This window comes from Pseudoduganella sp. GW821-FHT05F09 (assembly GCF_059419605.1).
The window spans coordinates 559,196-582,186 of record NZ_JBWKSD010000001.1 but is presented as its reverse complement, the minus strand read 5'-3'; the positions used below and the strand labels follow the sequence as shown (position 1 = coordinate 582,186).

General features: G+C 64.6%; 19 protein-coding genes. 4 read left to right on the top strand and 15 right to left on the bottom strand.

Translation table 11 applies throughout. The annotated features are described in order from the left end of the window. Nucleotides 1-5: 5 nt before the first annotated feature. The 5 genes from AC07S4_RS02445 to AC07S4_RS02425 form a co-directional block, all read right to left on the bottom strand. The gene (locus tag AC07S4_RS02445; RefSeq protein WP_494985075.1) at nucleotides 6-1,079 is read right to left on the bottom strand and encodes a nitroreductase family protein; all 1,074 of its coding nucleotides are present in this window, start codon (nucleotides 1,077-1,079) and stop codon (nucleotides 6-8) included. Further along, nucleotides 1,076-1,960: a ThiF family adenylyltransferase gene (locus tag AC07S4_RS02440; protein ID WP_494985074.1), complete on the bottom strand. Its 885-nt coding sequence runs from the start codon at nucleotides 1,958-1,960 to the stop codon at nucleotides 1,076-1,078. The genes AC07S4_RS02445 and AC07S4_RS02440 overlap by 4 nt, the downstream gene beginning before the upstream one ends. 5 nt (nucleotides 1,961-1,965) lie before the next feature. Then, on the bottom strand, nucleotides 1,966-2,697 hold the full coding sequence (locus AC07S4_RS02435; RefSeq protein ID WP_494985073.1) for an N-acyl amino acid synthase FeeM domain-containing protein: 732 nt from the start codon (nucleotides 2,695-2,697) through the stop codon (nucleotides 1,966-1,968). A 199-nt stretch (nucleotides 2,698-2,896) separates the two neighbouring features. Further along, on the bottom strand, nucleotides 2,897-3,064 hold the full coding sequence (locus tag AC07S4_RS02430) for a hypothetical protein (RefSeq protein ID WP_494985072.1): 168 nt from the start codon (nucleotides 3,062-3,064) through the stop codon (nucleotides 2,897-2,899). A 59-nt stretch (nucleotides 3,065-3,123) separates the two neighbouring features. After that, entirely contained in the window at nucleotides 3,124-5,640 is a 2,517-nt protein-coding gene (locus AC07S4_RS02425; RefSeq protein ID WP_494985071.1) for a DNA internalization-related competence protein ComEC/Rec2, read from the bottom strand. A 216-nt stretch (nucleotides 5,641-5,856) separates the two neighbouring features. Here AC07S4_RS02425 and AC07S4_RS02420 point away from each other — a divergent pair, with 216 nt between their 5' ends. Both AC07S4_RS02420 and AC07S4_RS02415 read left to right on the top strand, forming a co-directional pair. After that, complete coding sequence (locus tag AC07S4_RS02420) at nucleotides 5,857-6,189, top strand: hypothetical protein (protein WP_494985070.1); 333 nt, start codon at nucleotides 5,857-5,859, stop codon at nucleotides 6,187-6,189. 111 nt (nucleotides 6,190-6,300) lie between these two features. Further along, on the top strand, nucleotides 6,301-6,684 hold the full coding sequence (locus tag AC07S4_RS02415) for a hypothetical protein (protein WP_494985069.1): 384 nt from the start codon (nucleotides 6,301-6,303) through the stop codon (nucleotides 6,682-6,684). 28 nt (nucleotides 6,685-6,712) lie between these two features. On the opposite strand, the gene AC07S4_RS02410 is transcribed toward AC07S4_RS02415, so the two are convergent. The 5 genes from AC07S4_RS02410 to AC07S4_RS02390 all read right to left on the bottom strand — a co-directional run bounded on the left by AC07S4_RS02410 (nucleotide 6,713) and on the right by AC07S4_RS02390 (nucleotide 11,646). Then, nucleotides 6,713-7,192: an SMI1/KNR4 family protein gene (locus AC07S4_RS02410; RefSeq protein ID WP_494985068.1), complete on the bottom strand. Its 480-nt coding sequence runs from the start codon at nucleotides 7,190-7,192 to the stop codon at nucleotides 6,713-6,715. A gap of 405 nt (nucleotides 7,193-7,597) precedes the next feature. Next, nucleotides 7,598-8,401: a TatD family hydrolase gene (locus AC07S4_RS02405; protein ID WP_494985067.1), complete on the bottom strand. Its 804-nt coding sequence runs from the start codon at nucleotides 8,399-8,401 to the stop codon at nucleotides 7,598-7,600. Between the two features lie 2 nt (nucleotides 8,402-8,403). Then, nucleotides 8,404-9,093, bottom strand: coding sequence for a lipoprotein-releasing ABC transporter ATP-binding protein LolD (gene lolD / locus AC07S4_RS02400; RefSeq protein ID WP_494985066.1), 690 nt, complete (start codon nucleotides 9,091-9,093; stop codon nucleotides 8,404-8,406). Beyond that, nucleotides 9,086-10,363, bottom strand: coding sequence for a lipoprotein-releasing ABC transporter permease subunit (locus AC07S4_RS02395; protein ID WP_494985065.1), 1,278 nt, complete (start codon nucleotides 10,361-10,363; stop codon nucleotides 9,086-9,088). Before AC07S4_RS02395 ends, lolD begins: the two co-directional genes overlap by 8 nt. Nucleotides 10,364-10,371: 8 nt before the next feature. Next, nucleotides 10,372-11,646 (bottom strand): lipoprotein-releasing ABC transporter permease subunit, encoded by a 1,275-nt coding sequence (locus AC07S4_RS02390; protein ID WP_494985064.1) that lies wholly within the window; start codon nucleotides 11,644-11,646, stop codon nucleotides 10,372-10,374. A gap of 133 nt (nucleotides 11,647-11,779) precedes the next feature. Here AC07S4_RS02390 and AC07S4_RS02385 point away from each other — a divergent pair, with 133 nt between their 5' ends. Both AC07S4_RS02385 and recJ read left to right on the top strand, forming a co-directional pair. Further along, nucleotides 11,780-12,829: a hypothetical protein gene (locus AC07S4_RS02385; protein ID WP_494985063.1), complete on the top strand. Its 1,050-nt coding sequence runs from the start codon at nucleotides 11,780-11,782 to the stop codon at nucleotides 12,827-12,829. Continuing rightward, entirely contained in the window at nucleotides 12,826-14,520 is a 1,695-nt protein-coding gene (recJ, locus tag AC07S4_RS02380; protein WP_494985062.1) for a single-stranded-DNA-specific exonuclease RecJ, read from the top strand. Before AC07S4_RS02385 ends, recJ begins: the two co-directional genes overlap by 4 nt. A 16-nt stretch (nucleotides 14,521-14,536) precedes the next feature. Here the strand turns inward: recJ and def are convergent, their stop codons facing one another. The 5 genes from def to smc are packed head-to-tail and all read right to left on the bottom strand — an operon-like array spanning nucleotide 14,537 to nucleotide 22,984. After that, on the bottom strand, nucleotides 14,537-15,073 hold the full coding sequence (def, locus tag AC07S4_RS02375) for a peptide deformylase (RefSeq protein ID WP_161074200.1): 537 nt from the start codon (nucleotides 15,071-15,073) through the stop codon (nucleotides 14,537-14,539). Continuing rightward, nucleotides 15,070-15,963: a UTP--glucose-1-phosphate uridylyltransferase GalU gene (gene galU, locus AC07S4_RS02370; RefSeq protein ID WP_494985061.1), complete on the bottom strand. Its 894-nt coding sequence runs from the start codon at nucleotides 15,961-15,963 to the stop codon at nucleotides 15,070-15,072. Before galU ends, def begins: the two co-directional genes overlap by 4 nt. Further along, complete coding sequence (gene ligA / locus AC07S4_RS02365) at nucleotides 15,960-18,308, bottom strand: NAD-dependent DNA ligase LigA (RefSeq protein WP_494985060.1); 2,349 nt, start codon at nucleotides 18,306-18,308, stop codon at nucleotides 15,960-15,962. The genes galU and ligA overlap by 4 nt, the downstream gene beginning before the upstream one ends. A gap of 9 nt (nucleotides 18,309-18,317) precedes the next feature. Next, the gene (locus AC07S4_RS02360) at nucleotides 18,318-19,460 is read right to left on the bottom strand and encodes a cell division protein ZipA C-terminal FtsZ-binding domain-containing protein (protein WP_494985059.1); all 1,143 of its coding nucleotides are present in this window, start codon (nucleotides 19,458-19,460) and stop codon (nucleotides 18,318-18,320) included. Beyond that, on the bottom strand, nucleotides 19,457-22,984 hold the full coding sequence (gene smc / locus AC07S4_RS02355) for a chromosome segregation protein SMC (protein WP_494985058.1): 3,528 nt from the start codon (nucleotides 22,982-22,984) through the stop codon (nucleotides 19,457-19,459). Before smc ends, AC07S4_RS02360 begins: the two co-directional genes overlap by 4 nt. Nucleotides 22,985-22,991 lie beyond the last annotated feature (7 nt).

Sequence of the window (22,991 nt, the reverse complement as noted above, 5' to 3'; positions counted from 1 at the left end):
GCCTGCTAGTCCATCATTAATTCCGACAAGGGCTTGCGTTCGGCGCGCGCAAACGGCGCCGGGCCTTCGCCCAGGCGGCCCATGAATACCGGATGGCGGCCGTCGCCGGCAATCATGGGCTCGGAGCGCAGCCGCAGCGCCTCGGCCTGGCGCTGCAACTGGTCCAGCTGGCTGAAACGGCGTCCTTCTTTTACATAGCGGGCGAAGATCAGCGGCGTCATTTCCGGCTGCATGAACAGGCCCAGCGCAGTCAGGCTCAGCCAGAAGCGCTGCAAGGCACGGCCCGCAGCGACGAAGTCGTCTATGGTGCGCGGCTCCTGCCTGGCCTGCAGCACGAAATGCGCGGCACACATCAGGCTGGGCACAAAATCCATTTGCACGCGCGGCGCCCAGGTTCCCAGCAAGGCATTCACGGTCGACAGCCGGCCCCAGCTTGCCATCGCCCATTTCATCAGCCGCAGGGTCAGCGGGTCGGCGCCCAGGGCCTGGTCAGGAACCCGGTCCGGACTGCGTGCCACACCCCAATGGATGATGCGCTTGTGCACTTCGTAGGCCTCCGGCATGGTCAGGCGCAGTCTTGCATTGCGGTACATCAGCTGCGCCGCCTGCATCTTTTCGCTGCCGGTTTCCAGCCAGCGCACCGCATACCCCGGCCCCACGGACGCCTCCAGCACAGCCTTTTCCTGCCCGGTAAGCGGGCGCGTCTTCATGGCGCGCCGCTGCACCGCGCGCGTGGTGATGTGTGCGGCCAGCGGGTCGGCGGCCAGGCCGGGCTCCGGCTCAAAATACACGTCGAATATCAGGTAGGCATCCTCGGATGGCGGGCGCTCACGCCTTACCACGCGTATGCGCAGGCCGTGCACCGTCGCCGCAATGGCGATAGTTTCCAGCAAGGCGCCGAAGGCGATCTGGCTGGCGTGGCCGTCCAGGTCGTAAACACAGTCCGCGCGGGTGTCCCGGGCGTGGATGACCAGATGCTGCGGGCCGGCGATCTGGAAACGGTGCGACTGCACGTTGTCGCCGCTGGGAGCCCAGCGCGCCAGATCCAGTATTTGCTCGATGACGGACGGATTCTTCATTGTTGCCGCAAGCTCTTGGTGTAAAAATGGCGGCCGATCTGGATCGCCAGCCACTGCAGGGGGTGGCGGTTGCCGCCGGGGCGCCAGGTGTGGACGTATTTATCCAGGAAGGCGTCGTATTGCGTAGCGTGTGGAGCCGCAAGCACCCTGCCCCGCCCCAGCAAGATCTTCAAGGCCTGCGTTCCGGCCACGCCGGCGCACAGCTGGCAGGCCATCACCGTGGACGGCCCGCGCCGCTCGGCCAGATTGACGGCGGACGGCTCCACCAGATACGGCCGGTGCAAGCCGGCCGGCGCCAGGCCTATCAGGAAGCGCAAAGCCTTTTCCGGCTCGGACAGATTACCCCAGCGGAAATATTCCTCGAAGCTCATCTTGCCCGGCATAAAATTCAAGCTGGCAACGCCCATGCCCAGCGGCGCGGCCATGGTAGCCGGTATGCCGCGCTGCTGGCACATTGCGTAGGTTTGCGCGCGGGCGTCAAAGGCGAAGAAATCCAGCCCGTCCACGTACAGGTCCACTCCGTCCAGAAACTGCTCCAGATTGCCGGGGTTCACGCCTTCGGGGAAGATCCGCAGGTCCATCTCCGGGTTGATGTCGAGCGCCATGCGCGCCGCCACGTCCACCTTGGGCTGGCCCAGGGTGGACACGAAAGCGCCCGCCTGCCGGTTGAAGTTGGCGATGTCGAACGTGTCGAAGTCCGCGATGTGGAAGGCGCCTATCCCCAGCCTGGCCAGCGCCAGCAAGTGATAGCCGCCCACGCCCCCGGCGCCCGCAATGGCAACCCGCTTGCCGCGCAGCGCCGCCTGCTCGGCCGGCGTGATCCAGCCGATATTGCGCGAGAAAGCGCGCTCGTAGGAAAAAGCGGCGGCGGTGTCAGGCACGGCGCTCAATTCCGCTGCCGGAGACGGTTGATGATGCCTTGCTCCTCGCGCGGCGAATAGAACAGGGGAAAGAAGGAACGCTCTCCGGCCGCTTCCGCGCCCTTGCCGCCGAACCGCTGGGTTTGCTCGGTCATATAGCTGAGCGCCACATGCATCAGGATGCCGCGCACATTGACGCGGGGGTTGATCTTTTCCTCGCCCAGCTGCTCGAAGCCGAGGCTGTGGTTAAAAAAACCGCGGTGGCGGGGGCTGATCTCGATGAAGATGTAGTCGCAGCTGTGGATGTCGCGGGCGTAGATCACCGACAGGTGGAACAGGGCCGCCAGATAGCTTTTCGAGGACGAGCCCATGTCGAATGCCAGCTTGGTGATTTCGCACACCCGCTTGCCCTGGGCGCGGAAAACATCGATTTCCGGCTTGAACAGCTGGTCTGCCAATATGCCGGACGGTGAATCCAGTCCCAGCGTTAAAGTTCCAACGGCGTCGCCCTGGCTATGGGCCATTAAGGTGACGCGGTTAGGGTCGCTGGTTATTTCATGTGCGCCGGCCAAACCCCGCCATGCGTACATTTTATGTATCAGCATACTGGCTTTATTCCGTCCTTCCGGCGTGTCGACCAGGCGTATTCCAAACGACGATTCGTCCGTCACGATATCCTGCATGCCTTTTCTCGGCATATCGTTTGGAAAGTCAGTTTCCAACAGACTCTGTTCAAGTTCGGCAGTATCGCTATTCATATGCAATCTTCCCATTCAATCCGGCTGACCCTGTATATTATTCAAATAATAATGACATGTTAGCTGCGGACGGGCAAGGATTAATTTTTGATATTTATGGGAGATTGGCCTCGGCAAAAGTAGAAAATATTAAATTATAATTCCCTAGCAGAAATTATAATTTCCCGCATTTTAATTGAATTAATATAGCGCCTGGGTTTTACTCCTTGGCCGGCGGCAAGGGCGGCACGGGCGGCGCGACCGGCGTGGGAGCCGGAATGATGAGGACGTGCTTGTCCATAATCTTGCCGTCCTGCTTCTGTTGCACAACCTGCGTGGCGACGGCCTTGGCGGGAACAACCGGCTTGGGATGGCGGGGAAAGATCATGGCTGTGCTCGCTTGTTGGATGGGGTATCCAGATGCGGACAGTTGCTGGATTTTCAACGCTAAGGCCGGCGCCAGTAGCGCGGGTTGGCTTCGCGGTAGCGCTCCACGCTGAGCTGGCCGTTGAACTCCAGCGTTAGCGCGCCGGTTTCGTCTGTGCGCAGGCGGTCAATGCCGAGGCTGCGGTAGCGCTCAAAGACTGCGGGCTGGGGATGGTGATAGCGGTTGCGGTAGCCTACCTGGAATATCGCAACCCCGGGCCGCACAGCAGCCAGGAATGGCGGTATTGACGACGTGCCGCTGCCGTGGTGCGGGGCGAGCAGCACATCGGCAGGCAGGCTGGCCGGCGTGCGGAACAGCAGCTCGGCCTCCTGCGCCGCCTCGATGTCGCCCGCCAGCAGCATGGCCTTGCCGCCCGCGCTCACCTTCAGCACGCAGCTGCGGGCATTCGGTTTCAGTCCCTTATGGCCATAGCTTTCGGCGGAAGGATGCAGCATCTCGAAACGCACACCGTCCCAGGTCCAGCCCTGCCCGGCCTCGCAGCGCTTGTGCCGGGGCGCAGCGCGGACGATGGCGTGCGCCGGCGGCAGCGAGGTGCTGGCCCAGGAGACGCGGATATTTTCCAGTATCGCCAGGGCGCCGCCGGAATGGTCGGCATCCGCATGGCTCACCACCATCGCATCCAGTGCGGCGATGCCGCGCGCCCGCAGATAAGGCAGGATCACCCGGTTGCCGCCATTGGAATCCGGCGCGTAGGCGGGGCCGGTGTCGTACAGCAGGCGATGCCCGCCGGTCTCCACCAGCAGCGCCATGCCCTGCCCCACGTCGAAGGCGGTCACGCGGAATGCGCCGTCCGGCGGATGGCTGGGCGTTGCAGCCAGCAAGGGCAGCCAGGTGACGAGTCCCAGCCAGCGCAGCGGCCAGCCGCGCGGCGCCAGCATCCAGGCCGTGCCGAACAGCGCCCAGCAGAACAGCCAGGCCGGCGGCGTGGGCGCGGCCCATACCGCGAAGCGGCTGGCGCTCATCCATTGCAGTGCTTGCGCCAGCAGCCACACGGTTCCGTGCGCAAGGTTCAGCAGCGGCGCGGCCAGCAAATCCGGCAGTACCGCGCCCGCCAACGCCAGCGGCGTGACCAGCAGGCTGACCACGGGAATGGCCACCGCGTTCGCCACCGGACTTGCCACGGATACCTGCGCGAACAGCAGCATGGTCAGCGGCACCAGGCCGACGGTGACGGCGTACTGCACGCGCGCGGCCATCTTCAAATCCGCCATCCAGCGCTCGCGCCTTGACAGCGGCGCGCGGCGCGGCTGCAGCAGCGGCAGCGCGCCATTGCCTGCGGCGCCGGCCGCCAGCACCGCCACGCCGCTGCCATGGTGCACCTCGGTGCGGCCCACCGTCGCGTAAAGGATGGTGGCGACGGCGCCGAACGAGAGCCAGAAACCCGGCCACATCACCGCCCACGGATCCAGCAGCACCACCACGCCGGCCGCGAGGCACAGCACATGCGTCACGCTCGCCAGCCGGTCCGTCCACAGCGCCACGGCCACCACCGCCAGCATGTACAGCGTGCGCTGAGCGGGCACCCCGAAACCCGCCAGCAGCACATACACCAGCGCCGCCAATATGCCTGCCAGCGCCGCCACTTTCTGCGCGGGCAGCAGCAGCGGTAACTGCGCGCGCGTGAAGAAGGAGCGCCGCCACAAGGCCGACGCGGCCAGCGCGAACAGGCCGGCGATCATCGTAATGTGCAAACCGGAGATGCTGATCAAGTGGCTGATGCCCGTGCGGTTGAACACCTGCCAGTCGGACTGCGGAATGCCGCGCTGGTCCCCCACCACCAATGCGACTATCACGCCCGCATATTCCTTGCCCTTGAGCGCGCGCAGAATGCGCTCCCGCAGCACGGCGCGGCAGTGTTCGACCACGTTGCCAAAGCTGGCGACGAAAGAAGCCAGGCGCCGGTTGCCGCCATCCTGGCGCACATAGCCGGTGGCGCGCACGCCCTGCTCCAGCAGCCACAGTTCGTAATCGAAGCCATAGGGGTTGGCGTTGCCGTGCGGCCGCTGCAAGCGCACCGTAAGCCGCCAGCGTTCGCCCGGCTGGACGTCGCCTACCGGCACGGTCTCGCCGCGATAGCCCGCATACCAGGACAAAGCGACCAGCGGCGGCACGCGCACCGCGCCGCGTTCGACTTGTTCCACCGCGAAATTGAAACGCACGCCGCCTTCGAAGCGGTTGGGCAGGTTGGCGATGGTGCCGATGAGCGTGACGTCGCGGCCCTCATCTGCCTTGGCCAGCTCCAGCGTCAGCGCCGCTTGCGCCAACACGGCGGCCCAGTAGAAGCCCAAGACGAAGCCGGCCAGCAATCCGAACAGCGGCCGCGATGCAGACTGGAACCGGCGCATTCCATCGCAGCGCAGCGCCACGGCCAGACGCCCCGGCAGGCGAAGCACCGCAGGCATACCCAGAAAGGCTGCAGTCACGGCCAACATGGCTGTCTGCGCGTGCAGCGGCAGCGTAGCTTGCGTCTGCAACCACGCCGCACCGCCGACAAATCCGAGTATCGCGCATCGCATCACGGTTCCAGGCAAAGAACCGATTATTGCCAGACCTGCTTCCGCGCGTTCTAATCCAGATCAAGCTCTCGCCGTTCAAAATGCCTTCACGCATAGAAGTATGGCGAGACCCTGGTTGGAATATCCTCAACCGTACAGAACGCCACTTAATCGCAGGCCCTTCTATACTGGTCTGATGCACCGCACAATCCCCCCCCGATAGCCGAAGGAACTTCCATGATCCCCTATTTTCCGAATTTTGCGGCACTTTCGCGCCCAACGACGTCCGCCGTTGGCCATAGCATTTGGGACCAGTTGTTTTCGATACACCAACGCGTCTTCCAACACAGCAGTAATGAGCTATGGTTGAGCTCCGCGCGTATCGTCCAAGAGCACGCAACCAAGGCCTGGACCGAAGCTTCCCAGGCGTGCATGGTCGCACTTGCAGAGAATGCTGCGGCCATCCAGCAACGTGCCTTCACGGAACTGGTCGGCGCCCAGCAGCAGGCCGCAATCGAGACGGCTGCCGAGATTACCGAGCGTCTTGCCGCGACTTCTGAGCACGCTTAAAACGTCGTATCCCGGCACTGCAATCAGCCTGATGGTGACAAAGCGCGTATTTGCCACTTAGTCAAGGTGCTATGCTAGTTGCATGCACTGAGCCATCACCAAGGGGGATTCATGATTGCCTCATACGATCCGCTGTGGTTTTTCACAGCACCTTTCACAGGCGACGTTATGCAGCGGATAAATTCGCTATGGTTTTCGCCTGCGCTGACTTTCAACTTTGCCGGGGATGCCAATATCGAAAACCGTGTTGTCTCGGGCGTCGCGAGCTACGGCACCCAGATTGGCTGGCTGAACGACATTGTTCTCGCACTGGCAAGGAAAGAGACGCCAAACCTGGCCACCGTCAGCGACTTGGCCAACGCTGTGGAAAAAATTGAAGTAATTAAAGCCGCTGAAAAATCGAACGCTTTGCGCGCGGCGATGGATGCTCTCGACCAGCTCAAGAAAATCCAGCCAGATCTGTATGACAAACTCATCAAAGAGCGCACACGCTGAGACCATCCTAACGATCACAAGACGGCAACTAAACCGCAAGTGGCGGATAGAGCTGGGCGTCGTCGCGGATATACATACTGACGAATTCCGCAAATGAGTCAGCGACTGGTATCGGCTTGCCGCTGTTAGTACCCACCATCACTATGTTGGAAGTCTCGAACGAGATGGCATATGCCCAGCAGAAATCGAGGTAGTCGCAGAACAAGAAATACTTCTCGTCGCTGGGAAATCGATATTTCCCACCATCATATCCGCCAACAGGGCATATCTCAGCTATTGGCCAGAAGTTAAAGCCCGTGTCATCTTGATTGTCATCGTCCTGGTTAAACCCGTCAAAGCACTCAAGGTATGCAGCAAACTCAGCCGGTAGGGTGACATTGTATGTCTCCTCAAACGCTTCAATCTCGCGGCGCGGCGCGGGCGCACGCAGGCGCGCGCGCATTGCAGGCTGCCAATGCTGACAAAGCTGCAATACCAGACGCTCTCGGAGTAAATCTGTGCTGTTCATTGCTAAGGCCAGTTCTTCAGAATTGTACGCAACAGCTCTATGCGAGGAAGTAACTGTACATTGATGAGTTTAGGTCCTGCCAGATCCCGCGCCTTGCAAAACGAAGCCAGCCGCCCCTCAACCCACGATCTTGTCAATCCCCGCTGAATCATTTGCAGAACTGCCAGTTGATCGATTTGCTGAGTCCTGAGCATCGTCTGAGCGACATCGGCAGGCGACTGCCCACATCCCCACCTGATGATGTATTTGCCTATCTGAGATTGAATCATATACCCGCGCGGACAAGCCTGAAACCCGGTTGGGAAACCGGACTGAAGTAATTATGGCGGTCACAGCTTGGGCCGTACTAATCAAAATCAAACTTTATGGCGGCGGTATAACAGGCTCGACCGTACCGAAACTCACTCAGGCCGGCAGCAGGCTGGCCATACGCGGCAGGATGGCGCGCGCGTTGGCGCCGGTGGCGGCGCGGACCTCGTCCACGCTGATGCCGCGCAGTTCGGACAGCACTCCGCCTATGCGCGGAATCTGCTGCGGGGTGTTCACGCCAGGGTGGACCCAGGACGGCGAGATGTCCGGCGCGTCCGTCTCCAGCACGATGGAAGACAGCGGCAGCTCGGCCGCCAGGCGGCGTATCTGCAGCGCGCGCGTGAACGTCATGCTGCCACCGAAGCCCAGCTTGAAGCCCACGTCGATATAGCCCTGCGCCTGTTGGAAGCTGCCGTTGAAGGCATGCGCGATGCCGCCGTTGGGCGTGATCTGGCGCACGTGCTTGAGCACCTGGTCCTGCGACTTGCGCACGTGCGTGAGCACCGGCAGATTGAAGTCTCGCGCGATGCGCAGCTGCTCACGCAGGAAATGCACCTGCTTCTCGCGCATGGCCGGTTCGGCCAGCATGGGGATGAAGAAGTCCAGCCCGATCTCGCCTATCGCCACCATGCGCCTGTCGTTCATCGCCGCTTCCACGCGGGCGCGCAGGGCAAGCAGGTCGTCTTCGGTGGCGTGGGGCACGTAGATGGGGTGGATGCCCAGCGCATAGCAGGCGTTGTCCGCCCTGGCCGCGAGGCTGGCGACGATATCAAGATTGGCCCGCTCGACGGCGGGAACCACGATCATGCCCACGCCCTGCTCCTGCGCACGGCGCGCCACGTCCAGCGAGGTGTCGCCGAATTCGTGCGCGTCCAGATGGCAGTGCGTGTCTATCCACATGCTTACTTCTCCTGGTGCAGGCCTTGGTCGGTCAGGCGCAGCACGCGGTCGCAGCGCTTGGCCAGTTCCGGGTCATGCGTGACGATGACGAAGGCCGTGCCCAAAGTGCGCGACAGCTCCAGCATCAGGTCGAAGATCTGTTCGGCGGTGCCGTGATCCAGGTTGCCGGTCGGCTCGTCAGCCAGCACGCAGGCGGGCTGCGTCACCAGCGCGCGCGCCAGGGCCACGCGCTGGCGCTCGCCGCCGGACAGCTCGCCCGGTACGTGCGTTACCCGCTTGGCCAGGTTCACGCGCGTGAGTATCTTCTGCGCTTCCTCCTGCGCCTGCGAGCGCTTCATGCGCCGTATCATCAGCGGCATGGCCACGTTGTCCAGCGCGGTGAACTCGGGCAGCAGGTGGTGGAACTGGTAGACGAAGCCGAGCGACTGGTTGCGCAGGTCGCCGCGTTCGCGCTCGCCCAGGCTGGCGAAGTCCTTGCCCAGCAGGGTCACGCTGCCGTCGCTCGGCGTATCCAGGCCGCCCAGCAGGTGCAGCAGCGTGGACTTGCCGGAGCCGGATGCGCCGACGATGGCCACGCGCTCGCCGCGCCGCACGTCGATATCGATGCCGTTCAGTACTTGCACCGAATAGCTGCCCTGGGTGAAGGTTTTGCCCAGCCCACGGCAGGACAGGACGATGGATTGCTCATTCATAGCGCAGCGCCTCCGCAGGTTTGACACGGGCCGCCCACCAGCTTGGATAGATGGTAGCCAGGAAGGCCAGCGCCACCGCCACCACGCCGATGCGGGTGACGTCCGGCCAGCGCATGTCCGAAGGCACGGTGCTGATGTAGTAGATATCCCTAGACAAGAACTGCACTCCCAAAGTTGATTCAATAAACGGCACGATCACATCGATATTCAACGCCACCAGCACGCCCCCGGCCACGCCCAGCGCCGCACCCATGGTGCCCACCAGCGCGCCCTGTATGACGAAGATGCGCATGATGGATTGCGGCGAGGCGCCCAGCGTGCGCAGGATGGCGATGTCGGGCTGCTTGTCCGTCACCGTCATCACCAGCGTGGACACCAGGTTGAACGCGGCCACGGCCACGATCAGCGCCAGGATAATGAACATCATGCGCTTTTCGGTCTGCACCGCCGCGAACCAGTTGGCGTTCAGCTTGGACCAGTCGCGTATCTCCATCCCAGCCGGCATCAGCGGCTTGAGGTCTTGCGCCACTTGCGGGGCGCGGTGCATGTCCGCCAGGCGCAGGCGCAGGCCGGCCGGCGCGGACAGGCGCAGCATTTTTTCAGCGTCCACAATGTGGATGAAGGCCAGTCCTCCGTCAAACTCGGCGTGGCCGGCCTGGAAGATGCCGGTCACGGTAAAGGAGCGCATGCGCGGCACGATGCCGGCCGGCGTGACCGTGCCTTGCGCCAGCGCCATGGTCACCTTGTCGCCCAGGTTGACCTGCAGCGCGCGCGCCAGGTCTATGCCCAGCACGATGTTGAACTCACCCTGGCGCAGCGCGTTGAAGTCGCCGTACTTGGTGTGCTTGGCCACATCCGATACATTCGGTTCCTGCTCGGGCAAGATGCCGCGCACAATGGCAGGGCGCAGCGTGTCGCCGCCGTGCTGCAGCATGGCCTGGGTCTCGACGAACGGTGCGGCGCCCTTCACTTCCGGATTCTTGAAAGCGTTCTTGGCCTGCTGCTCCCAGTCTGGCATGCCCTCGCCTTCGGTGTTGAACACTTCCACGTGGGCCAGCACGGACAGCATGCGGCCGGTGACTTCCTTCTGGAAGCCGTTCATCACCGACAGCACGATAATCAGCGCGGCCACGCCCAGCGCAATGCCGCCCATGGAGATCAGCGAGATAAAGGAAATGAAGCTGTTGCGCGAGCTGCGCTTGCCGGCGCGCGTGTAGCGCAGGCCAACCAGCCATTCAAAAGGCAAATTCGACAGGAGATTCTTCAGCATGGTCTGGTTCACTCGTAGCGCAAGGCGTCGGCCGGCTTCACGCGCGCGGCGCGCCAGCTCGGATACAGGGTGGCGACAAAGGCCAGCGCCACCGCCGTGGCGGAGATCACGGCCACGTCATGCCAGCGCAGGTCGGACGGCACGGCGCTGATAAAGTAGATATCCTTGGCCAGGAACTTCATGCCCAGCATGCGCTCGATGGCCGGCACGATCACGTCCACGTTCATGGCCAGCAGCACGCCGCCCGCCACACCCAGCGCGGTGCCGATCACGCCCACCAGCGCGCCCTGCACCATAAAGATAAACATCACCGAGCGCGGCGCGGCGCCCAGCGTGCGCAGGATGGCGATGTCGGCCTGCTTGTCCGTCACCGTCATCACCAGCGTGGCAACCAGGTTGAAGGCGGCCACCGCGATAATCAGCGTGAGGATAATGAACATCATGTTCTTTTGCGTCTGCACCGCAGCGAACCAGTTGGCGTTCTGCTGTGACCAGTCGCGCACCAGCAGCTCGCCCGGCATCGACCGTTTCAGCTCGCGCGCCACTTCCGGCGCGCGCTGCACGTCCGCCACGCGCAGGCGCAGCGCGAACGGCAGCTCCAGGTGCAGCAGCTCCATGCCGTCTCCGATGTGGACATAGGCCAGGCCGGAATCGAACTCGTTATGGCCGGCCTCGAAAATGCCGGTGACGGTGAAGTAGCGCATGCTGGGCGCGCCGCTGCCCATCATGTCCTTGCCGTTCTGCGCCAGCGCCATGGCGACCTTGCCGCCCACTTCCACGTCCAGCGCCTTGGCCAGGCCCACGCCCAGCACAATATTGAAGGAGCCCGGCTGCAGCGTGTCGAAGCTGCCCTGCTTGAACTGCTTGCTCACGCTGGAGACGGTGGCTTCGGCCTTGGGCAGAATGCCGCGCACAATGGCGGGACGCAGCTTGTCGCTGCCGTGCACCAGCATGGCCTGGGTTTCGACGAACGGCGCCACGCCCTGCACTTCAGGGTTCTTGAACGCCTCCTTCGCGGTGGCGGTCCAGTCGCGCAGGCCGCCGCCGCGCAGGTCGTACATCTCCACATGGCCCAGCACCGACACCATGCGTTCGGTCACTTCCTTCTGAAAGCCGTTGTACACCGACAGCACCACAATCAGCGCGGCCACGCCCAGGCCTATGCCCAGCATGGAGATGGCCGAGATAAACGATATAAAGCTGTTACGCCCGCTGCGCTTGCCCGCGCGCGTGTAGCGCAGGCCGACCAGCCATTCGAAAGGCAGATTCTTGATGATGCTCATGGGCCTTGTAGTTAGTGGTGCCATAGGTGAAAAACGTTCCGAGCCCGAAGTGTGCCATACAAATTACATTTCGTGAGTGAAACACCGCACCGTGGCCGCAAGCCGGGGCGGCGGGCTGATACAATCGCGGGTTATGAATCAGCTTACCCTCGTCCTGCCCTTCGCCCTCACCCCGCCCGAACTCGCCCAAGACCTGGCCCGCGCTATGCAAGTGCCGGCGCTGGCGATGTTGCTCGAACGCAATAGCACGCACCGCGTGACGGAGGAAGACGGCGCCAACCGCCTGCTGCCGCATGAATCGTGGCTGTCGCGCGCGCTCACCGCAGGCGCCCCCGCAGGCCCGTCCGACACCGCGCCCTTCGCTCCCGCCATGATGCAGGCGCTGGGCGTGGCGCAGGCCGAAGGCTACTGGTTCGCCGTGCAGCCGGTGCATCTGCAACTGGCGCGCACCCACATGGAACTGGGCGATCCGCGCTCGCTCAATCTGAACGGCGCCGACGCGCGCGCGCTGTTCGACCTGATCAAGCCCTACTTCGACGACGCCGGCAAGCCGCTGGTCTACGCCGCGCCGGACATGTGGTTCATGCGCGCGGACGACTGGCAAGGCCTGCGCACCGCCTCGCCGGACGTGGCCGTGGGCGACAACCTGAGCGACTGGATGCCGGAAGGCGACGCCAAGCGCGAATTCCGCAAGCTGCAGAACGAAGTGCAGATGCTGTGGCACGAACACCCCGTTAACGAAGCGCGCCAGCAGCGCGGCCTGTCGCCTGTGAATTCGTTCTGGCTGTGGGCTGGCGCTCCTGCAAATGCTGCGGCAAGCGCGGCCGGCAACGCAGGCGCGCTGGCGGTTGTCAACTGCCCCGCATGGCTAACGCTGCTGGCCGATCCCGCCTTGCGCGCCGCCACCGCCGAGCAGGTGCTTGCGCTGCCCGGCAACGCCACCGTCGTGCTGGGCGAACTGATCCCGGTCGGCAAGGCGGGCGACTGGGCGCCGTGGCTCGCGCATATGCAGCAGATCGAACAGCAATGGTTCGCGCCCCTGCTGGCGGCCCTGCAGACCGGCCGCCTGGGCAGCCTGAAACTGGTTTTCAGCAGCCACCTGAAGCTGGCCGAATTCACCATCACCAAGGGCTCTTTGCGCAAATTCTGGCGCAAGCCCGCCCTCACCAAGCTCACGCCATGACCCGTATCGCCACCCGCCCTTGCCCCTTCCGCGAATCGGAAATGCTGCGCCAGGGCGGTATCCACCCCGTGCTGGCCCGCCTGTTCGCAGCGCGCGGCCTGACCGATCCCAAGGACCTGTCCAGCGAACTGGCGGCACTGATCGCGCCATCGGGCCTGCTGCACATCGGCGCGGCGGCCGTCTTCCTGGCCGACTCCATCGCCGCGCAAAAACGCATGGTGATCGTGGCCGACTACGACTGCGACGGCGCCACCGCCTGCGCCGTCGCGCTGCGCGGCCTGCGCGCCATGGGCGCCAATGTCGACTTCATCGTCCCCAACCGCTTCGAATACGGCTACGGCCTCACGCCGGAAATCGTGGCGCTGACCGCGCGCGAAAAGCAGCCGGACATCATCATCACCGTGGACAACGGCATCGCCAGCATAGACGGCGTGGCCGAAGCCAACCGGCGCGGCATCGAAGTGGTGGTCACCGACCACCACTTGCCGGCCGACGTGCTGCCCGACGCGCGCGTCATCGTCAATCCCAACCAGCCGGCGTGCGGCTTCCCGAGCAAGAACCTGGCGGGCGTGGGCGTGGTGTTCTACGTGCTGCTGGCACTGCGCGCCGAACTGCGCAAGCGCGGCGTGTTCGACGCCGCCACCCAGCCCAAGCTGGACAGCCTGCTGGACCTGGTGGCGCTGGGCACCGTGGCCGACGTGGTCAAGCTGGACCCGAACAACCGCATCCTGGTGGCGCAAGGCCTGAAGCGCATGCGCGCGGGCCGCATGCACCCCGGCGTGGCCGCCCTGTTCCGCGTGGCCGGCCGCCAGGCGCGCACCGCCACGCCGTTCGACCTGGGCTTCGCGCTCGGCCCGCGCCTGAACGCGGCCGGTCGGCTGGAAGATATGTCGCTCGGCATCGAATGCCTGCTCACGGACGACGAAGACCGCGCCTGGCAGCTGGCGCAGCAGCTCAATGAAATCAACCTGAAACGGCGCGAGATCGAAGCCGAGATGCAGGATGCGGCCTTGCTGCACCTGGACCGTTTCGAACCCGCAGCCAGCAGCACCATCAGCGTATTCGACGAAAGCTGGCACCAGGGCGTGATCGGCATTGTGGCCTCGCGCTTGAAAGAGAAGTTCTTCCGTCCCACGATAACGTTTGCGCCGGCGGGCGACGGCTGGATCAAAGGCTCCGGCCGCTCCATCCCCGGCTTCCACCTGCGCGACGCGCTGGACCTGGTTTCAAAACGCGCCCCCAGCCTGATCGACAAATTCGGCGGCCACGCCATGGCGGCAGGCCTTAGCATCCGCGCCGACGCCTTCGACGCGTTCTCGGAAGCCTTCGAAGCGGTGGGTCGGGCATGGCTGACGGAGCAGCAGCTGGAGCGCGTCATCGAAACCGACGGACCACTGGAAGACGGCTACTACACCACCCAGTTCATCGAGCTGATGGACGGCCAGGTGTGGGGCCAGGGCTTCGCGCCGCCGGTCTTCTGCGACGAGTTCCGCGTGGTGAGCCAGCGCATCCTGAAAGAGCGCCACCTCAAGCTGCTGTTGGAGAAAAACGGCGCCCGCTACGACGCCATCTGGTTCGGCCACACCGAATCCGTAGGCGAACGCGCCCGCGTGGCATTCCGGCTCGACGCCAACGAATACAACGGCACCACCAAAGTCCAGCTCATGGTCGAACACGCCGAACCCGCGTAGGGCGGGTTACGCGTCTTTAATCGTCGTCGTTGGGATCGAGGTCGGGGAACATCACCGAGGTGTAGCCGAACTTGCTGAAGTCGGTGATGCGCATCGGGTAGAGAATGCCGTGCAGGTGATCGACTTCGTGCTGCACCACGCGCGCGTGGAAGTCGTCGGCATCGCGCACAATGGCTTGGCCGTATTGGTCCACGCCTTCGTAGTGCAGCTTCTTGTAGCGCGCCACGCTGCCGCGCAGGCCGGGCACGGACAGGCAACCTTCGAAGCCGTCTTCCTTCTCCTGCGTGATCGGCGTGAGCACGGGATTGATCAGCACCGTCTCCGGCACCTGCGGCGCGTCCGGGTAGCGGGCGTTGTTCTTGAAGCCGTAGATCACCAGTTGCAGGTTCACGCCGATCTGCGGCGCGGCCAGGCCTGCGCCGTTGGCCGCGTGCATGGTGTCGAACATGTCGGCGATCAGGGCGTGCAGCTCCGGCGTATCGAACTCGCGCACCGGCTCGGCCACGCGCAACAGGCGCGGATCGCCCATCTTCAGGATTTCACGGACCGTCATTTCGCCCCCAGTTCCAATTGGATCTCCTGCAGATACTTGCGGAATTCATCGCCCATCTCCGGGTGCTTCAGTCCCATGGCGGTGGTGGCTTTCAGGTAGCCAAGCTTGGAGCCGCAGTCGTAGCGGGTGCCGTCATAGCGGTAGGCCAGCACGCGTTCATGCTGCATCAGCGCGGCGATGCCGTCGGTGAGCTGGATCTCGCCGCCCGTGCCTGCGCCCAGGTGCTCCAGATATTCAAAGATGCGGCCCGACAGGACATAGCGCCCCACCACGGCCAGCGTGGACGGCGCCTCTTCCGGCTTCGGTTTCTCGACGATGCCGGACACCAGCTCCAGCCTGCTCTGGTAAGGCGAGGCGCTGACGATGCCGTACTGGCGCGTGTTCGCGCGCGGCACGTCCTGCACGGCCAGCACGCTGGCCCGCTCGTAGGAATACACTTCGGTCATCTGCGCCAGCACGGGACGGGCGCCGTTGTCGGTGTCCATGAAGTCGTCCGCCAGCAGCACGGCGAAGGGCTCGTCGCCCACCACCGGACGCGCGCACAGCACCGCGTGGCCCAGGCCCAGCGGCTCGGACTGGCGGATGAAGATGCAGTTGATGTGCTTGGGGATGATGTTGCGCACCTGCTCCAGCAGCGCGGTCTTCTGCGCCGCTTCCAGCTCGGCTTCCAGTTCGTAGGCTTTGTCGAAATGGTCTTCGATGGCGCGCTTGTTGCGGCCGGTGATGAAGATCATGTCAGTGATGCCGGCCGCCACGGCCTCCTCCACCGCGTACTGGATCAGCGGCTTGTCAACGATGGGCAGCATCTCCTTCGGCTGCGCCTTGGTGGCGGGCAGAAAACGGCTGCCCAGGCCTGCGACTGGGAATACGGCTTTGCGGATTTTGGTCATTTATTATTCTCCAGCAGGGCCAGCAGGCCCGCTTCGTCCAGGATGGGAATTTCAAGTTCTTCCGCCTTGGCCAGCTTGCTGCCCGCCTCGGCGCCTGCCACTACATAACCGGTTTTCTTCGACACGGAACCGACCACCTTGCCGCCCGCCGCTTCGATCATGGCGCCAGCCTCGTCCCGGCTCAGGTTCGGCAGCGTGCCAGTCAGAACGAAGGTCTTGCCGTTCAGGGCGCCCGTGGCTTCCGCCACCTCCGGCAGCAACGCCAGCAGACCTTTGCACAAATCGTCCAGCGCGGCCACCTGGTCGCGGTTGCCCGGCTGCGCCATCCACTCTTCCAGCGCAGCGGCGACGTCGGCCGGCAGGCCGTAGACCGAGAAAATGCTCTGCTGCGCCAACTTTTCCAGCGTAACGCCCTGCTCCACCAGCTTGCGGCAGCGCGGCTCGGTCATCTTAGGGATGCCCAGTGCGGCCATCAGCTTGACGTCGTCCAGCTTCTCGCGCAGCTTGGCGCTGGGCGCGTGCTCGCCTTGCGGGGCCACGCCCGCCGCCAGCAGCGCATCAATGGCCTCCTGGTTCTTCGGTTCGGAGAAGAAGTCGGCGATGGCTTCGGCCACCGTGCCGCCGATGTCCGGCAGCACGCGCAGCAGCGCGATCGGCGCGCGGCGCACCAGGCCGAAGCTGCCCAGCCACTCGGCCAGCGTCTTGCCGGTGGACTCGCCCACGTGGCGTATGCCCAGCGCGAACAGCAGGCGCTCCAGCGGCGGGTTCTTGCTGGCGGCGATGGCCTCCAGCAGATTGTCCGCCCACTTGGTGGCGATTTTGCCTTGCTGGACGGTCTCGGGCGTGGTGCCTTCGCGCTCGTCGGCCAGGCGCTTCATTTTGAGCAGGTCGTCCAGCGTGAGCTTGTACAGGTCGGCCACGCGGGTCACCAGGTCGCATTCGACCAGGTTGTCGATATAGCGGTCGCCCAGGCCTTCGATGTCCATCATGCGGCGGCCCGAGAAGTGGCGGATGGCTTCCTTGCGCTGCGCGCGGCAGAACAGGCCGCCGGAGCAGCGCGCAATGGCCTCGCCTTCTTCGCGCACCACGTGCGAGCCGCACACCGGGCATACCTTGGGCAGCACATAGCGCGGCGGCTCGGGCTGCGGGCGCTTCTCCAGCACCACGGCCAGCACCTCGGGAATCACGTCGCCCGCGCGGCGCACAATGACGGTGTCGCCCACGCGCACGTCCTTGCGCTGCACTTCGCCTTCGTTGTGCAGCGTGGCGTTGGTGACGTTCACGCCGCCCACGAACACCGGCTCCAGGCGCGCCACCGGCGTGATGGCGCCGGTGCGGCCCACCTGTACTTCGATGTCGTGCACGATGGTGGTGGCTTCTTCAGCCGGGAACTTGTGCGCAATCGCAAAACGCGGCGCGCGCGATACAAAGCCAAGCTGCCGCTGGTCGGCCAGCTTGTTGGCCTTGTAGACCACGCCGTCAATCTCGTATGGCATGTCCGGACGCGCCTTGCCGATGGCGGCGTAGTAGTCCAGCAGCCCTTGCGCGCCGCACACCACGGCGCGCTCCTTGGCCACCGGCAGGCCGAGCGCGCGATACCACTCCAGCAGCGCGGAATGGGATTCGGGCATCTCGGCGCCTTCCAGCGCGCCGATGCCGTAGGCGAAGAAGCTCAGCGCGCGCTGCGCGGTGATGCGCGAATCGAGCTGGCGCAAGCTGCCCGCCGCCGCATTGCGCGGATTGACGAATTCCTTCTGGCCCGCTTCGCGCTGGCGTTCGTTCATCTTGGCGAAGTCGCGCTTGTACATCAGCACTTCGCCGCGCACGTCCAGCAGCGCGGGCACCTTGTCGCCGTGCAGGCGCAGCGGAATGCCCTTGATGGTGCGGATATTGGCGGTGACGTCCTCGCCGGTGTAGCCGTCGCCACGGGTGGCGGCCTGCACGAACAGGCCGTTCTCGTAGCGCAGGTTGATGGCCAGGCCGTCGAATTTCACTTCGGCGGCGTACTCCACTTGCAGCACGTCCAGACCCTCGCGCACGCGGCGGTCGAAGTTTTCCACGTCCTCGCCGCTGAAGCCATTGTTCAGCGACAGCATGGGCACGGTGTGCGTCACTTGCGCGAACTGCGGCAGCGGCGCCGCGCCCACGCGCAAGGTGGGCGAGTCCTGCTTCTGCAGCTCGGGGTGTTCCGTTTCCAGCTTTTGCAGCTCCAGGTAGAGCTGGTCGTATTCGGCGTCCGGTATGGTGGGCGCATCGAGCACGTGGTAGGCGTGCAGATGGCGGTTCAATTCGGCCGTCAGCCAGGCCGCGCGGTCCACCTTGGCCTGGTATTCCATATCACTCATTGCGCACCCTCAGCAGAACAGGCGCAGCGCGCGCGTGGAACCGGCTGGAATGTCGGAGGACTCCATGTCGGCGTAGAAGTCGCGCACCTGGCCGGCGATTTCGGCCAGCGCTTCGTCCGACAGCGCCTGGCTGTAGTCATCCACGATGGTGCCGTCCAGGCGGCCCGCCAGCGACTTGGCGCAGGCGATCATGGCGCCGAAGCCGTCGCGCGACGGGGCCACGCAGGGCACGTCGAGCAGCAGCGTCAGGCGCGGCGTGGTTTCCTCGGCCAGCGTGACATTGGTCGACAGCGAGAACAGATGGCCGCCTTCGCCGTCCGGCATCACGTAGCGGCCGTCGGGACGCACGTCGAAACCCTGCTTTTCCAGGGCGCCCAGCAGCGTGCTGATGGCCCACGGCGCGCCGTTGGTGTGCAGGTTCACGCCCAGCTGGGCGTCGTGGCTGGAGACGAAGCGGTGCAGCGTTTTCGCCTCGGCCATCACTTCCATCATGTCCGGGATGGCCGGTTCGGCGCCGATTTCGTCGGCCATGGCACGCAAACGCGTCACCAGTTCCGAGTATTCGAGTTCGTTCAGTGCCGTGCTGCGGCTGGCCAGCTGCACGCCGCCTTGCAGTTCGGTGTACACGCCGCCGTGGACGATGGGTTCCCAGTCGCCGTTCACGTGCAGGCCGATGTAGTGCACAGGCTTATTGCCCACCAGGCGCAGCTTCTGCAGCACCGGCAGGATTTTGTCGCCGCGCACCGGGGCTTCCAGCGCCAGCGGCAGCAGGCAGTCGATCAGCGGGTCCACCAGCGCGGTGGCCTGCTCGGCTGCGGGCGTGAGCGTGCCGGCTTCGTGCGCGGAGGGCGCAGGCGCGTAGGGCTCGCCGCCGGCGTCTTCGCCCGCGCCGCCCACCCCGCCGGCGCCGCCGCCGTGCGCACGCGCACTGGCGCCTGCTACGGCTGCATCGGTCTCGCCGAGCGAGAAGCTCGGTTCGTTCCGTGGTGCGGCGGGTTCGCCGTCGGGCCGCATCAGCACGTCGTCATGGTCGGACGAGAAGGCCCGCTCAACCGATTTTTTGGCTTTGTATTCCTGCCATTTGTTGTACGCGATAACGCCGACGATAAACACGCCGCTTGCCGCGATCAAACTCATTTGAAGGTCTGTCATGCTGCTTGTGCCTCAGAAGCGAAGTTGGCGGCGGCTTCCATATCCACCGCCACGATGCGCGATACGCCCTGCTCTTGCATCGTCACACCGATCAGTTGATTGGCCATCTCCATCGCAATCTTGTTGTGCGAAATGAAGAGGAATTGGGTCTGGTCGGACATCCGTTTCACCATGCGGCAGAAACGTTCCGTATTGGCGTCGTCCAGCGGCGCGTCGACCTCGTCGAGCAGGCAGAACGGCGCCGGGTTCAGGCGGAACATGGAGAACACCAGCGCGGTCGCGGTCAGCGCTTTCTCGCCGCCGGACAGCAAATGGATGGTGGCGTTCTTTTTGCCCGGCGGCTGCGCCATGACCTGCACGCCGGAATCCAGGATTTCGTCGCCCGTCATGATCAGCTTGGCCTGGCCGCCGCCGAACAGTATCGGGAACAGCTCGGAGAAGTGGCCGTTCACGCGGTCGAAAGTGTCTTGCAGCAGGTCGCGGGTTTCCTTGTCGATGCGCGCAATCGCGTCTTCCAGCGTGTTGATCGCTTCGGTCAGGTCGGCGTTCTGCGCGTCGAGGAAGTTCTTGCGTTCGGACGCCTGCGCCAGCTCGTCCAGCGCGGCCAGGTTCACCGCGCCCAGCATGGAGATGGCGTTGTTCAAGCGCGTAACTTCGCCCTGCAGATAGGACGGCTTCATGTCCGGGTTCAGCTTGTCCGCCAGCGCCGCCTCGTCCGCGCCCGCCTCCGCCAGCTGCGCCGCGAACTGCTCCTGGTTCAGGCGCGCGGCCTGCTCCTTGAGCTGCAGCTCCATGATCTTGTCGCGCTGCGGCTGCAGGCTGCGCTCGTTGTTCATCCGCGCGTCCTCGAAGCTGCGCAGCTGCTGCGTGATCTGGTCCAGCTCATGGCGCGCGTCCGACAGCGCGCGCTCCTGCTGCGTGCGGCGCTCCAGCAGCTCCTGCAAGCCTTCGCTGGCGGTGCCCGCTTCCAGGTTTTCCAGCTCGCGCTGCCCGGCCTGCAGGCTGTCCGCCACCTGCGCCGCCTGCGTGGTAGCGGTGGCGATGCTGCGGCGCAGCTCCTCGATCTTGCTGCGCTGGGACTTCTCGGCGAATTCCGCTTCCTGCGCGCCGCGTTCCAGGTCGCGCAGGGCCTGGCGGGCGTCGGCCAGCTTCTGTTCCTTCTCCATGAACACGGTCTGCCCGTCCTCATGCTCGCCCTGCAGGTTGCCCAGTTCCATATCGAGCTGCTCGAACTTCTCCTCGGACTCCATGCGCACCTGCATCTGCTCCGATTCCTGCGCGGCGATTTCGGCCAGGTCCGCCTCGATCTGCGTGCTGCGCTGGTTGAAGCGCGCCTCGATCTCGGACAGCTTGACCACCTCCAGCTGCAAAGCGTGCACCGACTGCGTGAGCGACTGCGTCTTCTGGCGCAGCTCGGCCAGGCTGCGCGCATGCGCGGCCACGGCGGCGTCCGCGCGCACCGAACGGGCGCGCGCCTCGTCGGCCAATATGGTCTGGGCGCGCAGCTGCTTGCCGATGTTGTCGATCTCCTGCTGGCGCGCCAGCATGCCGTCCTGCTCCGCGTCGGCGGCGTAGAAGCGCACGCTGGACTGGGTGACGACGTGGCCCTGCGCGGTCACGAACACGCCGCCGGCGGGCAGCGTGGCGCGCGCCTTGAAGGCGGTGTCCGCACTGTCGGCGATGAAGACGTTGTGCAGCCAGTCCTGCAGCACGGCGCGCAGGCCGGGATCATTCAGTTTCAGCAGCGTGATGAAGGGCTTGAGGCCGGGCTGCTCCTGCTGCATGGGCGGCGCGCTGGCGCCGGGCGCGAACAGCGCCAGCTTGGCCGGCGGCGCGTCGCTGAAGAAGTGCTTGGCCCATTCGATATTGGACACTTGCAGCGCCGAGGTGCGCTCGCGCAGGATGGCCTCCATCGCCGTTTCCCAGCCGGCCTCGATCTGCAGCTTCTGCCACAGGCGCGGCAGCGCGTCCAGTTCGTGCTTCTGCAGCCACGGCGTCACTTTGCCCTGGGTCTGCACGCGTTCCTGCAGCTGGCGCAGCGCATTCAGGCGCGCTTCCAGCTGCGCGTTGGCGGCCGCTTCGGCGTTCACCTGCAGCTGCGCGTCCTGGCGCTCCGCTTCCAGCTTGGGCTGCTGCTCCAGCGCTTCTTCCAAGTGGTAATTAAGTTCCTCCGACGCCTGCTGCTTTTCCTCCAGCTGCATCTTCAGGTTGGACAGGTGCGCCGAATCCGGCAGGCTCAGGCCGTGCTTCTCCTGCTGCAGGCGCTCGCGCCGCACGGCCAGGCCGTTCAGGATATTGCTGGCGTTGCGCTGGTGCGCCGACTCCAGTTCCAGCTGCTGCTGCGCCTGCATGATGCGGGCGCGCGATTCGCTGCTCTTGTCCTGCGCCGCGCGCCAGGCCGCTTCCAGCACCGGCAGCGACTCCGCCTTCTGCTCGGCCATCATGCGCGCCTGCTCCACCTTGGCCGACAGCTCCTCCAGGTTGAACTCGGCTTCCTCTATCTGTTCGCCGTACTCGGCGGCCTGGCTCTGCCACTGGTCGCGCTGCGCGCCCAGCGTGACGAGCTGGTTCTGCAAGCGGGTGCGCGACTCCACCACGAACTTGATCTGCGCTTCCAGGCTGCCGATTTCGGAATTGGTCTGGTACAGATGGCCTTGCGCGGTGTGCAGGCGGTCGCCCACGGCGAAGTGCGACTGGCGCATCTGCTCCAGCGTCAGCTCCACATTGCGCAGCTTGGCGGTCTGCTCTTCCAGGTCGGTCTGGGCCTGCTCCACTTCGCGGAAGTACTTGGTCTGTTCGTACTGCGCCTCGTTCTTGCGCAGCAGCCAAAGCAGTTTCTGCTTCTCGTCCTGGTCGGCCTGCAGCTGGTGGAAGCGGTGCGCCACGGCGGCCTGCGCTTCCAGCTTTTCCAGGTTGGCGTTCAGTTCGCGCAGGATGTCCTCCACGCGCAGCAGGTTCTCGCGCGTGTCGTGCAGGCGGTTCTCGGTTTCCCGGCGGCGCTCCTTGTACTTCGACACGCCCGCAGCCTCCTCCAGGAACACCCGCAGCTCCTCGGGGCGCGACTCGATGATGCGCGAGATCATGCCCTGGCCGATGATGGCGTAGGCGCGCGGACCGAGGCCGGTGCCGAGGAAAATGTCCTGGATGTCGCGCCGGCGCACGGGCTGGCCGTTGATGTAGTAGGTGGACGTGCCGTCGCGCGTCAGCGTGCGCTTGACCGCGATCTCGGCGTACTGGCCCCATTGGCCGGAAGCCTTGCCGTCGTTGTTGTCGAACACCAGCTCCACCGACGCGCGGCCGGCCGGCTTGCGGTGCGTGGAGCCGTTGAAGATCACGTCCTGCATGGACTCGCCGCGCAGTTCGGACGCTTTCGATTCGCCCAGCACCCATCGCACGGCATCGATAATGTTCGATTTGCCGCAGCCGTTGGGACCTACCACGCCGACCAGCTGACCGGGCACCTGGAAATTGGTGGGATCAACAAATGACTTAAATCCCGACAATTTAATGGAAGATAGACGCACGTTTTAG

What these genes read in the sequence shown, in the direction of transcription:
- AC07S4_RS02405 (WP_494985067.1), bottom strand. Translation starts at nt 8,401, where the DNA reads ATGTGGATAGACACGCACTGCCATCTGGACGCGCACGAATTCGGCGAC.
- AC07S4_RS02430 (WP_494985072.1), bottom strand. Translation starts at nt 3,064, where the DNA reads ATGATCTTTCCCCGCCATCCCAAGCCGGTTGTTCCCGCCAAGGCCGTC.
- AC07S4_RS02445 (WP_494985075.1), bottom strand. Translation starts at nt 1,079, where the DNA reads ATGAAGAATCCGTCCGTCATCGAGCAAATACTGGATCTGGCGCGCTGG.
- AC07S4_RS02385 (WP_494985063.1), top strand. Translation starts at nt 11,780, where the DNA reads ATGAATCAGCTTACCCTCGTCCTGCCCTTCGCCCTCACCCCGCCCGAA.
- ligA (WP_494985060.1), bottom strand. Translation starts at nt 18,308, where the DNA reads ATGAGTGATATGGAATACCAGGCCAAGGTGGACCGCGCGGCCTGGCTG.
- recJ (WP_494985062.1), top strand. Translation starts at nt 12,826, where the DNA reads ATGACCCGTATCGCCACCCGCCCTTGCCCCTTCCGCGAATCGGAAATG.
- AC07S4_RS02360 (WP_494985059.1), bottom strand. Translation starts at nt 19,460, where the DNA reads ATGACAGACCTTCAAATGAGTTTGATCGCGGCAAGCGGCGTGTTTATC.
- galU (WP_494985061.1), bottom strand. Translation starts at nt 15,963, where the DNA reads ATGACCAAAATCCGCAAAGCCGTATTCCCAGTCGCAGGCCTGGGCAGC.
- AC07S4_RS02420 (WP_494985070.1), top strand. Translation starts at nt 5,857, where the DNA reads ATGATCCCCTATTTTCCGAATTTTGCGGCACTTTCGCGCCCAACGACG.
- AC07S4_RS02390 (WP_494985064.1), bottom strand. Translation starts at nt 11,646, where the DNA reads ATGAGCATCATCAAGAATCTGCCTTTCGAATGGCTGGTCGGCCTGCGC.
- AC07S4_RS02410 (WP_494985068.1), bottom strand. Translation starts at nt 7,192, where the DNA reads ATGAACAGCACAGATTTACTCCGAGAGCGTCTGGTATTGCAGCTTTGT.
- AC07S4_RS02395 (WP_494985065.1), bottom strand. Translation starts at nt 10,363, where the DNA reads ATGCTGAAGAATCTCCTGTCGAATTTGCCTTTTGAATGGCTGGTTGGC.
- def (WP_161074200.1), bottom strand. Translation starts at nt 15,073, where the DNA reads ATGACGGTCCGTGAAATCCTGAAGATGGGCGATCCGCGCCTGTTGCGC.
- AC07S4_RS02415 (WP_494985069.1), top strand. Translation starts at nt 6,301, where the DNA reads ATGATTGCCTCATACGATCCGCTGTGGTTTTTCACAGCACCTTTCACA.
- lolD (WP_494985066.1), bottom strand. Translation starts at nt 9,093, where the DNA reads ATGAATGAGCAATCCATCGTCCTGTCCTGCCGTGGGCTGGGCAAAACC.
- AC07S4_RS02425 (WP_494985071.1), bottom strand. Translation starts at nt 5,640, where the DNA reads ATGCGATGCGCGATACTCGGATTTGTCGGCGGTGCGGCGTGGTTGCAG.
- AC07S4_RS02435 (WP_494985073.1), bottom strand. Translation starts at nt 2,697, where the DNA reads ATGAATAGCGATACTGCCGAACTTGAACAGAGTCTGTTGGAAACTGAC.